The following is an 11,300-nucleotide window of genomic DNA, read 5'->3' on the forward strand; positions in this document are numbered from 1 at the left end:
CTCCGCGCTTCGGCCTCTTGCACCCGCCATCAACGATGGCTCAGATCAAGACAGGACTCTCGCTTCCGCTGGATGAAAAACGGGGGTCACGTCACTCCCGCTGGCGCCCCGGGTTCCGATGAACGTCAAACTGCGCCATGACTCAGAGATTCGAGAACTCGTCGCTCAGCAGCCCGTGCTAGGTATGGTAGGAGTTGAAGCCGTCGATGACCTGGGCCATCGCTGCATCCTGAGCGGCGCGGAGCCCATGTTCACGGGTTACGAACTCCCGAAGAAATTCTCCACCGTGTTGCTCAGGTTCGACGTCAGCAGCCGGGCCTGCCGGACAAGATCCTCGTCCAGGGTGATATTGGTCGGTCGCTTCGAAGCCGTTCGGCTGTGACCCACAGCACCCTCATGCGTATTTGATGCGCATATTGCTCTCTTGCCCTGATGGAACAATCTTTCCTGCTGCTCATGCTCGAAGAGGGCACTTCTGTCCGGCGCTTACATCCGACATGCGTATAATGTATATTATGCCAATTCGAGGGCAGCCGGATTAGACAACGTCCAGGCGCAGTCCATCATAGGCTGGCTCAAGGCCCGGTGGCAGGTTGTTCGTCATCCAGCACCAGTCGAGGTCGGTGCCCATGTGGGTCAGGACGGTGCGGCGGACGCCGAGGCGGCGGGACCAGTCGGCGACCAGGGCGATGTGGGCATGGGCCGGGTGCGGGTCGCGCTGGAAGCAGCCGACCAGCCAGGTATCGAGGCCGGCGAGCATGTCGAGCGCGCGTTCCTCGAGGGCGTTGACGTCGGTGGAATAGGCAAAACCGCCGAGACGGAATCCGAGGGTCTCGCCGCGGCCGTGAGTTTGCGGGAAGACATCGAGCGGCAGGCCGCCGACACCGTTGCGGGCGTAGGGTTCGAGTTCGCGCGGCACCAGCAGCGGCCGGAAAATGCCGCCACCCTCCCAGGGACGGAAGGCATATTCGAAGCGCTGGCCGAGTTCAGTCAGCGTTGCGCGGTTGCCCCAGGCCTCGATCGGACCGCCGACGATGCGGTTGAGCCCCCTCACCTCGTCCAGTCCGCCGATATGGTCGGCATGGGCATGGGTATAGAGGATGGTGTCGACGCGGGGGATCCGGGCTGCCAGCAACTGGCTGCGCAGATCCGGCGGGGTGTCGACGAGCAGCCGATGCGGGGCGTCGTCGGGGCCGGTCTGGAGCACGATCGAGGATCGCGAGCGGCGGTTGCGCGGCTCGTCGGGGTTGCACACGCCCCATTGGCCGGACCCGTCCTCGCCGCCAAGCATCGGCACGCCGGCCGAGCCGCCGCAGCCCAGGATGGTGACGCGGATCACGCTTCCGCCCGGGTGAACAGGCGATGGAAATTGGTGGTGGTGAGCGCCGCGAGCGCGTCGAGCCCGAGTCCGCGCAGTTCGGCGACGCGCTCGGCGGTATGGCGGACGAAAGCCGGCTCGTTGCGCTTGCCGCGCCGTGGCACCGGGGCGAGATAGGGCGAATCCGTCTCCACCAGCAGACGGTCGAGCGGAATATCGGCGGCGATGGCGCGCAGATCGTCGGATTTCGGGAAGGTAACGATGCCGGAGAGGCTGATATAGCCGCCGAGCGCGATCGCGGTCTCCGCAAGCGCACGACCGGAGCTGAAACAGTGCAGCACGAAGCCGAACGGGCCGATCTGCGTCTCCTCGCGCAGGATGGCGGCGATGTCGTCATCGGCGTGGCGCGCATGGATCACCAGTGGCAGCCCGGAGCGCCGCGCGGCGTCGATATGGGCGCGGAAACGCTCCTGCTGGAGCGGGCGGATGTCGGGTGCGCCGTGGAAATAGTCGAGCCCGGATTCGCCGATGCCGACCACGCCGGGGCGCTCGGCCAGGGTGGCGATCGCGGCAGCATCGAGCGGTTCGTCATCATCGACATGGTCGGGATGGGTACCGATGGTACACCAGATGCGCGGGGTCGCGCCGCTCTCGGCACGGCTGTCGCGCAGGGCGAAGATTGCCTCGGCGTCGCGCAGCCGGGTGGAGATCGTCACCAGACCCTGCACGCCGGCCTCGGAGGCGCGCGTGAGCAGGGCCGAGCGCTCGGGTGCGTCGAAATGATCGAGGTGGCAGTGGCTGTCGATCAGCATGGCGCGGGCAGCTTCATTCACGAGGCGGCATCTGCGGCGACATGACGCGGGAAGATGCCCTGCGGCGCCGGCAGCGGCGTGCCAGTGAGCAGTGGCGAGCCGAGATCGGCGATCCTGCGGGCGTCCGGCGGCACGCCGAGCTGATCGAGCAGGCGCGCCATGCTGGCCGGCATGTAAGGCTGCAGCACGGTCGCCACCCGACGCAGCACCGAGACCAGGACACGCAGCACCGCGCCCATGCGCTCGATGTCGGTCTTCTTCAGGACCCAGGGCGCCTGGCGATCGATATAGGCGTTCGAGGCGCGGATCACCTTCCACACCTCCTCCAGTGCCTCCTGCAGCGCGAGACGGTCGAGTGCGGCGCGGACCAGCGCGGGCAGCGCGTCGGCGCTGGCGAGGAGGAGGGAATCGTCCTCGGTCGCCTCGCCGCGCGCCGGCAGGCGGCCGTCGCAGTTGCGCGCGATCTGGCTCAGCGTGCGCTGGGCGAGATTGCCGAGATCGTTGGCGAGCTCGGTGTTGAGCCGGGAGATCAGCGAGGCACGGGAGAAATCGCCGTCATTGCCGAAGGGCACCTCGCGCAACAGGAAGAACCGCACGGCGTCGACGCCGAACTCGTCGGTGAGCGCGTTGATGTCGATGGCGTTGCCGAGCGACTTGCTCATCTTCTCGCCCTCGTTGGTCCACCAGCCATGCGAGTAGATCCGGCGTGGCACCTCGATCCCGGCGGCCATCAGGAAGGCCGGCCAGTAGACGGCGTGGAAGCGGGCGATCTCCTTGCCGACCAGATGGATGTCGGCCGGCCAGAACCGCCACAGCGGATTGTTCTCGTCGGGGAAGCCGAGCGCGCTGATGTAGTTCACCAGCGCGTCCAGCCAGACATAGACCACATGCGACGGATCGCCCGGCACCGGGATGCCCCAGGCGAACGAGGTGCGGCTGATGGAGAGGTCCTTCAGTCCGGAGCGGACGAAGGAGGTGATCTCGTTGCGGCTGCGCGAGGGGCCAAGGAAGTCCGGCCGCTCCTCGTAGAGGGCGAGCAGACGATCCTGCCAGTCGGACAGCCGGAAGAACCAGGACGGCTCGCGTACCCATTCCACCGGCGCGCCGCTGGGCGCGATGCGCCGGCCGCTCGCATCGGTGCGCAGTTCATCCTCGCCATAGAAGGCCTCGTCGCGGACTGCGTACCAACCCTCATAGGCGCCAAGATAGATCGCGCCGGCGGCTTCGAGCCGCGACCAGAGTGCGGCGACCGCGGCGTAGTGGTCGGGGTCGGTGGTGCGGATGAAGCGGTCGTAGGAAATGCCCAGCCGGTCGGCCATGGCGCGGAATCTCGCCGAGACCTCGTCGGCGAACGCCTTGGGCGACAGGCCGGCGGCCTCGGCGGCCTGTTCGACCTTCTGCCCATGCTCGTCGGTGCCGGTGAGGAAGAACACGTCCGCACCGTCGAGGCGGCGGAAGCGCGCGATCACGTCAGCGGCGATCGACGTGTAGGCGTGCCCGATATGCGGGTCGCCATTCACGTAATAGATCGGCGTGGTGATCATGAAGGTCTGGTCGGTCATGGTCCGTTCAGCGGTCTGCCAACAGGCCGATGGCAGACGCGATCGCCTGCCGCCGGTCGAGATTGTAGCGTTCGGTGTCGGTGCGTATGTCGCGCAGCCGGGAGAGATTGTCGATGCACAAGGCGATGGCGTCACCGCCATCCCCTGCCCCGCCGACCGCTGCCCGCACCCGCTCCACCAGCCGCTTCTCGCCGATGTCGAACAACGCCTCGTAGGCGCCGTCGCTGCGCGATGCGAGATCGGGCAGGCTGCGCAGTGCGGCCGGCTCGGCACGCGCGATCACGGCGTCGATCTGCGCGATCGCCCCGCTGAGCCACTCGGCGGCGTAGACGAGCGCCGCCCCGATCGAGCCTGCGGCGAGCCGCGCGATCTCGGTTCTCGCGGACGCGTCGAGTTCCGCGTGCGCCTCGGCCAGCAGCCGGGTCACGACCGCCCCTTCGAGCGGCGGCACCGCAAGGCTGCGGCAGCGGCTACGGATGGTCGGCAGCAGCCGTTGCGGGGCCTGGCAGACCAGCAGGATGATCGCGCGCGGCGGCGGCTCCTCGAGCGTCTTGAGCAGGGCATTGGCGGCGTTGCGGTTGAGATATTCTACCCCGTCGATGAGCATGACCCGCCAGCCATCGACAGAGGCCGTGCGGCGCAGGAAGCCGGTCGCGTCGCGAACCTCGTCGATGCCGATCTCGCCGCGCAGGCGCTGCTTTTTCTCGTCGAGGCTGCGCTCCAGCACCCGCAGGTCGGGATGGCCGCCCGCGGCGACCTGACGGAACAGCGTACCCGACGGATCCTCGGTGGCCGGGGCGAAGCCGCCCAGCAGCCAGCGGGCGGCGTGATAGGCGAGCGTGGCCTTGCCGATGCCGCGCGGGCCGGTCAGCAGCCAGGCGTGGTGGGGACGTGCCCCGCGCAGGCCGGCACGCAGCATGTCGCGCGCAGCGTCCTGGCCGAGCAGGATCGGATTGGCGCGTGGTGGCAGCATCCGCTCAGCCCCGCTTGTGGCCGGTGCGCGTCGAGACGACAGAAAGGATCGCGTCATGCACCGCCTCGGCCGGCGCGTCGGCGTCAATGCGGACACAGCGCGCCGGATGGGCGGCGGCGATGGCGAGGAATCCGGCGCGGACCCTGGCATGGAACGCCGCGTCGCGGGTTTCGTAGCGATCGGTTGTCCCGCCGCGATGACGCAGTCGTTCGGCGGCGGTGCCGGGCGAGACGTTGAGGACGAAGGTGAGATCGGGCTGCCGCGGCAGCCGGGCGGTCAGCTCGTCGATCAGCGTGCGGGTCCGCGCATCCGCCTGCACTCCGAAGCCCTGGTAGGCGAGTGTGGAATCGGCGAAGCGGTCGCACAGCACTATCACGCCGCGATCGAGTGCCGGCAGCACGGTAGCGGCAAGATGATCGGCGCGGGCGGCGAACACGAGCAGCAGTTCGGCCTCCGGCGCGAGTGGCAGGTCCGGGTCAAGCAGCACCGCGCGCATCGCCTCCGCCGCCGGCGAGCCGCCGGGTTCACGTGTGGCGATGCAGTCGAGGCCGCGCCGTTCGAGAGCGGCGCGCAGCAGGCGGATCTGGGTCGACTTGCCGGCCGCCTCGCCGCCCTCGAACGTGATGAACAGGCTCAGGAGGCGCCCACCAGATGGCCGAGGGCCGCCATCGCCCGTGCCGGCAGGGCAAGGCGCTCCACCGAGTTGCCGGCGACCAGCGGCACGGTCGCGCCCGCGAAGCCGTCCCCGCTGAGCACGAGCTGACCGATCGGCTGGCCACGGCGGATGGGGGCCGGAACCGGTGCGTCGTAAGTCGCATGGGCATGCAGCCGGCTGCGCCAGCCGGTGGGCAGCGTCATCACCAGGTCGCTGGCTACCGTCAGCCCGACGGTCTTGTCGGTACCGAGCCAGACGGGGGCTTCCTCGACCACGGTGCCGGCCTTGAGCACGGTGGCGAGCTCGAAGTTGGCGAACGCCCACTCCATCAGCCGCTCGCCCTCCTGCACGCGCACCTTCGAGCTCGGCATGCCGTTGAGCACGACGATCACCCGGTGGCCGCCATGGTCGGAACTGGCGCACAGGCCGAACCCGCCCGCCTCGGTGTGGCCGGTCTTGAGGCCGTCAGCCAGCCCCTTGTCGACCAGCACGTTGCGGTTGCCCTGGTCGATGTTGTTGAACTTGAACGATCTTTCGCTGAAGAAGTGGTAATATTCCGGGTAGTCGCCGATGATGTGGCGGGCCAGGGTCGCGATGTCGCGCACCGACATGTAGTGCTGCGGGTCTGGCCAGCCGGTGCAGTTGCGGAAGTTCGTGTTGCTCAGGCCCATCTTGCGGGCCTCGTCGTTCATCAGCGCGACAAACTGGTCCTCCGAACCGGCGATGCCCTCGGCGAGCACGATGCAGGCATCGTTGCCGGACTGGATCACCATGCCCTGGATGAGCTGCTCGACCGGCACCTGCTCGCCGAGCGGGACGAACATCTTCGACCCCTGCATCCGCCAGGCCTTCTCGCTGACCGGCAGGCCCTGGTCGAGCCTGAGCCGGCCCTGATGCAGCATGGCGAAGGTCAGATAGGCGGTCATCAGCTTGGTCAGCGACGAGGGCGGGATGCGCGCATCGGCGTCCTTGGAGAGCAGGACCCCGCCGGTATTGTAATCGGTGATGATCGCCCATTTCGCATTCACGTCGAGCGGCCCGATCGGGGTCTGCGCCGGAGCGCCGCCTGCCGCCTGCGCGTCGGGGCCCGAATCGGCGTCGTCATCGTCACCGCCGGACTTGGCCGCCTTGGCCGTGGCCTTGGCGTGAGCACCGACATGTCTGGGGCGGGCGAAAGCGGAGCCGGTCAGGGCGGATGCCGCCCAGAGGCCGGCGGTGGTCGCGATGAGCGTGCGTCTGGTGGCCACGTCGGTTCCTACTGTTCGACGGTAAGTCTGGCACCGGTTAGCCCGACCCGCCGTGCGAGGTCCAGCGCCGCCTCGGCCTCGTCGAGCCGCGCGTACGGGCCGGCGATGACCTCAAAGCTCGGCCGGCGTCCGCCCGAACCGGTGAAGCGGCCGCCGATGCGCTGTGCGAAGTTCACCGCATAGCGTCGGTCGCTGAACGAACCGCCATCGATCACATAGGCAACAGGGCCGACCGGCATCTGGACCGGGCCCGGTGGCGGCCGGTCGGGATAGGCGGTTGCGGAGTCGTCAGGTCGTGCCGCGGTGGCGGCTTCGGTGACGGCTGTAGGTAGTGCGCTACCTGGCGGTGGCAGCGACTCGACGCTGACCACGCCGACCGGTGCGGCGGCAAGCGTTCCGTCGCCGCCGCCGAGGCGCCGGGCCAGGGCCTGGCTCCACCCGGAATCCTCGTCGATCGCCACAGGAGTCGGGCCGGAGGCGCCAAGGAGGCGGGCCGCTTCGGGCGAGAGTTCCAGCCCGCGCGCCGGGTCCGCCGGGCCGCGATCGTCCAGGCGCAGGGTGATGCGTCGACCGTTGAGCAGGTTGGTCACCTGCACCACCGAGGGCAGCTGAAGCGTCTGGTGGCCGCCGGTCAGCAGGCCGGTGTGGAAGACCACGCCATCGGCAAGCACCTGCCCGTCGTGAAAACGGCCGACGGTGGCGACACAGGTGGCGTGCAGGTCGAACGTCTCGCGCGGGTAGAACCAGTTCGCCCCTGCATGCCAGGCGTCGCCGACGAGATAATGGACGCGATCGGCCGTCGCCGTCTCCGGCGCGTGACGCTGGCAGGCGGTGAGACCGCAGAGGGCCGCCAGCAACAGGCCGCGCGTCATCACGGACTCAGGCAAAGCTGCTGCCGAGCAGGCCGACGCCGAGCGCGTAATAGTCGGAGGCGTTGTACCGACGGACGGTGTTGAAGTTGTGATAGACGAGGAAGGCATCGCCCCCCGGCCCGTCGGGCATCAGCAGCGCGCCACGCACGTCCTGGCGCGAGAAGCGCTGGCCGTCGGCGCGGCGCACGCCAAGCTGCTCCCAGGCGCCGAGACTGCGCACCACGTCGCGGCCCGTCTGCGCCGGGGCGGGTCCGACGAGGCGCACTTCCTGTCCCCAGGGCTCGCCGGGGGTCCAGCCGGACTCGGCGAGGTAGTTCGCAACCGAGCCGAACACGTCCGGCAGGTTGTGCCAGATGTCGCGCTTGCCATCGCCGTCGAAATCGACCGCATAGCGCAGGTAGGAAGTCGGCATGAATTGTGGCTGGCCCATTGCGCCGGCGTAGGAGCCGACCATCGCGGCCGGTGTGATGTCGCCGGCCTGGAGGATCTTCAGCGCGGCGATCAGCTCGTTGCGGAAGAAGCTGGCCCGTCGGCCCTCATAGGCCAGCGTGGCCAGTGCGTCGGTGATCTGGAAGGTGCCGATGCGGCTGCCGTAGTTCGATTCGAGACCCCAGATGCCGGCGACGATGCGCGGGTCGACCCGGTAGCGCTGCCAGACCGAGGTCAGCAGGTCGAGATGCGCGCCATAGGCCTGCCGCCCCGCGGTCATCTTCTGCTGCGAGATGATGCGGGCGCGATACTGCGCCCAGGTCATGGTGAATTCCGGCTGGTGATGGTCGAGTTCCAGCACGCGGGCGTTCGGCTGCGACAGGTCCAGCGCGGCGGCGAGGATGCGGTCCGAGACGCCCGCGCGGGCGGCCTGGGCGCGGACGCCCTCGAGGAAGCCCTGGTAGTCGCCCGCCGGGGCGCGACGGGAGGCGGGTCGGGCCGAGGCCACGGCCGGCAGGAACGCGGCCGAAGCCGCACCGGATATCAGGGTGCGTCGTGTCGTCATGCTATGAGGTGTGCCACAGCTTGCGTCGCGCGTCAGCCGGCCCACGCTGCGCGGATGTGCAGCTTCGCCGGCAATGTGGTTGAAGGACGCCGATGCAGATGCACCTGCCGTTGACGTTGTCCTGGCTTGCCGACCCGGTCTGGCAGTGGCTTGCCGTGTGCCTGGGGACCTTTGTGCTGGAGGATGCCGCAACCGTCGAGGCGGCGCTGCTGGTGGCGGGGGGACATCTGTCGGGGCGGCTGGCGCTGTCGGCGCTCTATGTGGGTGTCGTGCTGGGCGATGTCGGGCTGTACGGACTTGGCCGGCTGGGGCGCCAGGTTCCCTGGGCGCGGCGGTGGATGCCCGATACCAGCCGCGCCCGGCTGCGCGACGAGGCGGGTGGCCGGGTGATCCCGATCGTGGCGATCAGCCGCTTCATTCCCGGCGCACGGCTGCCGACCTACGTGATGTGCGGCTATCTCGATCTCGGGCTGGGGCGGTTCGCGCTGGCGTCGGCGCTGGCAACGGCGGTTTGGACCACGGGCCTGTTCTATCTGTCGGTCGCGCTGGGTCCGGGGATCGAGCGCGTCCTCGGGCGTCTGCAATGGCTGGTGCCATTCGGGCTGGTGGCGGCGATTTTCCTGATCGGGCGCTGGCTCGGCCGCGCCCGCGGGGTGGACTGATCTCCCCCGCCGTCAGGGCCCGGCACCGAAGATATACTGGCCGATCTGCGTTTCGAGGCTGCGGTAGTCGTGCGTGTCGGTGATCGCCGCACCGGGGGCGAGCCGGGCGGCCTGCGTGCCGGGGGTGATGACAAGCTGGTTGCCGCTGGTCAGCCCGGCGCTGCCGACCGCGATGCTGCTGTCGACCGGCAGGTGGATATCGGGCTCGAGCGTCATCACCACATGTGAGAACAGAGTCTTCGGATCCAGCGTGACCGAGGCGACACGGCCGACGCGCAGCCCGGCCAGGACGACATTCGAGCCACTGGAAATACCGTCCGCAGCGGTGAAATCCGCCGTCAGCCGGTAGCCGCCGCTTTCGCTGCCACGCGTGACCAGGAGGAAATTGAGAAACACCGCGGCCACCAGCAGCACCAGCAGGCTGGCCAGTGTCGCAAGCTTGGAATGGCGTGTCATGCGGGCATGTTCCATGCGCACTGGTGCAGGTCAAGCAGATCGGCGGGCCGGATAGGGTCTTGCGGCGCGATGCGGGTTCGGTCAGTCAGGGGGCTCGGCTCGAACCCGCCCCAGACCACGGACCAGTGACGGACCCTGCCCCGATGACCTATCTGCAAGCCGTCTGTCTCGCCTTGATCCAGGGCGTGACCGAACTGTTCCCGATCAGCAGCCTCGGACATGCGGTGGTGGTCCCTGCCCTGCTCGGCTGGTCGCTCGACCAGAGTGCGGCTGGGTTCCTGCCATTCCTGGTGTTCCTGCATTTCGCCACCGCCGCCGCGCTGCTGTTCTTCTTCCGGCGCGACTGGGTGGCGCTGTTCTCCGGCCTGCTCGGCCGTCACGGCGAGGCCTACCGCGCGCAGTCGCGGCACATCCTGCTGCTGATCGTGGTGGCGACCATCCCGGCGCTGATCGTGGGCGCGGCGCTCGAGGCCCCGCTGCGACGCCTGTTCGGCACCCCACGACTGGCGGCTGGGTTCCTGGTGCTCAACGGGCTCCTGCTGCTCGCCGCCGACCGGCTGCGCCGCAACGAGGCGCGTGCGCTGGCGTCCGTGGCTGAGATGACGGTCTTCGATGCGGTGGTGATCGGAGTGTGGCAGTGCCTCGCCTTCCTGCCGGGGATCAGCCGCTCGGGCGCGACCATCATCGGTGGCGTGCGGCGGGGGCTCGGCCATGAGACGTCGGCGCGGTTCTCGTTCCTGATCGCGCAGCCCGTGATCCTGGCTGCCACCGCGCATCAGTTGCTCAAGTTGCGCCACCTGCCGCCCGGTGCGTCGACGCAGCCCGTCGGCGTGATCATTGCCGGCGGCATCGCCGCGGGTGCGGCGGCACTCGCCAGCACGGCGATCCTGATGCGCTATTTCCGCAATCACGAGGATTGGGCCATGGCGCCTTTCGGCTTCTACTGTCTCGGCTTCGGCCTGCTCAGCCTGGCATGGCTGAGCCTGTGAGGCGCGCGTTCCTCGCGGCCGCGCTGCTCGCCGCCGCCACCCTCTCCCCGGCGCAGGCCGCCACCAACATCGCTACCGCGGCGATCTCGCGGATGGCGGAGCCATGGTGGAAGGCACGTTTCGAGCAGAAACAGGCCGAGATCGAGGCCGGTCACCCTCGGCTCATCTGGTTCGGCGACTCGATCACCCAGAATTTCGAGCGCGGCGGCCCCGAGCCGTGGCGCGACTTCGCGTCTGTCTGGGCAAAGTTCTACGCGCCGCTGCACGCGATCAATCTCGGCTTCAAGGGCGACAGCACCTGCCACCTGCTCTGGCGGATCGAGAACGGTGAACTCGATCACATCCGGCCGAAGGTGATCGTGCTGCTGATCGGCGCGAACAATTTCGGCCACATCCATACCGATGCGGCGCAGACGTTCGATGGCATCGTCAAGGTGCTCGACGTCGTCCATGCCCGGCAGCCGCAGGCGCAGGTCGTGCTGATTCATGTCCTGCCGTCGATCCGCTCGACCTGGGTCAGCGCCAACACCGAGGCGGTCAATCGTCTGATGTCGCAGCGGCTCGGCTCGCTGGGTTGGGTGCACCAGGTCGACGCGGCCGGGTTGTTCACCGACCGCGAGGGACATGTGCGCCCGGATGCCTTCCTCGACCCGAAGCTCACGCCGCCCGACCCGCCGCTGCATCCCACCGCGCAGACCCAGGCGAAACTGGCCGAAATGATCGCGCCGCTGATCGACAGGCTGCTCGCCACGCCCTGAGT

Annotated in this window: 13 protein-coding genes; 3 read left to right on the top strand and 10 right to left on the bottom strand. The window is 68.7% G+C overall.

Annotation, left to right across the window (positions count from 1 at the left end; all coding sequences use genetic code 11):
* Positions 1-258: 258 nt before the first annotated feature.
* The 9 genes from FHR90_RS17810 to FHR90_RS13990 form a co-directional block, all read right to left on the bottom strand.
* Entirely contained in the window at positions 259-387 is a 129-nt protein-coding gene (locus FHR90_RS17810; protein ID WP_176624976.1) for a type II toxin-antitoxin system CcdA family antitoxin, read from the bottom strand.
* Between the two features lie 151 nt (positions 388-538).
* Positions 539-1,336: an MBL fold metallo-hydrolase gene (locus tag FHR90_RS13955; RefSeq protein WP_176624977.1), complete on the bottom strand. Its 798-nt coding sequence runs from the start codon at positions 1,334-1,336 to the stop codon at positions 539-541.
* Entirely contained in the window at positions 1,336-2,130 is a 795-nt protein-coding gene (locus FHR90_RS13960; protein WP_176624974.1) for a TatD family hydrolase, read from the bottom strand. Before FHR90_RS13960 ends, FHR90_RS13955 begins: the two co-directional genes overlap by 1 nt.
* Before the next feature lie 17 nt (positions 2,131-2,147).
* Positions 2,148-3,692, bottom strand: coding sequence for a methionine--tRNA ligase (metG, locus tag FHR90_RS13965; RefSeq protein WP_176624972.1), 1,545 nt, complete (start codon positions 3,690-3,692; stop codon positions 2,148-2,150).
* A gap of 7 nt (positions 3,693-3,699) precedes the next feature.
* Positions 3,700-4,665, bottom strand: coding sequence for a DNA polymerase III subunit delta' (locus FHR90_RS13970; RefSeq protein ID WP_246330287.1), 966 nt, complete (start codon positions 4,663-4,665; stop codon positions 3,700-3,702).
* Positions 4,666-4,669: 4 nt separating this feature from the next.
* Positions 4,670-5,302 (bottom strand): dTMP kinase, encoded by a 633-nt coding sequence (gene tmk, locus FHR90_RS13975; RefSeq protein ID WP_183275436.1) that lies wholly within the window; start codon positions 5,300-5,302, stop codon positions 4,670-4,672.
* Positions 5,299-6,567, bottom strand: coding sequence for a D-alanyl-D-alanine carboxypeptidase family protein (locus FHR90_RS13980; protein ID WP_266152824.1), 1,269 nt, complete (start codon positions 6,565-6,567; stop codon positions 5,299-5,301). Before FHR90_RS13980 ends, tmk begins: the two co-directional genes overlap by 4 nt.
* Before the next feature lie 8 nt (positions 6,568-6,575).
* A complete protein-coding gene (locus FHR90_RS13985; RefSeq protein ID WP_176625916.1) occupies positions 6,576-7,439 on the bottom strand; it encodes an SPOR domain-containing protein in 864 nt (287 codons plus the stop codon).
* 7 nt (positions 7,440-7,446) lie between these two features.
* Positions 7,447-8,433: a lytic murein transglycosylase gene (locus FHR90_RS13990; RefSeq protein WP_183275433.1), complete on the bottom strand. Its 987-nt coding sequence runs from the start codon at positions 8,431-8,433 to the stop codon at positions 7,447-7,449.
* Positions 8,434-8,531: 98 nt separating this feature from the next.
* Between FHR90_RS13990 and FHR90_RS13995 the strand changes: the two genes are divergently transcribed.
* Positions 8,532-9,095 (top strand): DedA family protein, encoded by a 564-nt coding sequence (locus tag FHR90_RS13995; RefSeq protein ID WP_183275434.1) that lies wholly within the window; start codon positions 8,532-8,534, stop codon positions 9,093-9,095.
* A 12-nt stretch (positions 9,096-9,107) separates the two neighbouring features.
* Here FHR90_RS13995 and FHR90_RS14000 read toward each other — a convergent pair whose 3' ends face one another.
* Complete coding sequence (locus FHR90_RS14000) at positions 9,108-9,551, bottom strand: MlaD family protein (RefSeq protein ID WP_176621587.1); 444 nt, start codon at positions 9,549-9,551, stop codon at positions 9,108-9,110.
* A gap of 143 nt (positions 9,552-9,694) precedes the next feature.
* Between FHR90_RS14000 and FHR90_RS14005 the strand changes: the two genes are divergently transcribed.
* The gene (locus FHR90_RS14005; protein ID WP_176621588.1) at positions 9,695-10,540 is read left to right on the top strand and encodes an undecaprenyl-diphosphate phosphatase; all 846 of its coding nucleotides are present in this window, start codon (positions 9,695-9,697) and stop codon (positions 10,538-10,540) included.
* Positions 10,525-11,298, top strand: coding sequence for a GDSL-type esterase/lipase family protein (locus FHR90_RS14010; RefSeq protein ID WP_176621589.1), 774 nt, complete (start codon positions 10,525-10,527; stop codon positions 11,296-11,298). Before FHR90_RS14005 ends, FHR90_RS14010 begins: the two co-directional genes overlap by 16 nt.
* Positions 11,299-11,300 lie beyond the last annotated feature (2 nt).

The organism is Endobacter medicaginis, assembly GCF_014192375.1.
Taxonomy (GTDB): domain Bacteria; phylum Pseudomonadota; class Alphaproteobacteria; order Acetobacterales; family Acetobacteraceae; genus Endobacter; species Endobacter medicaginis.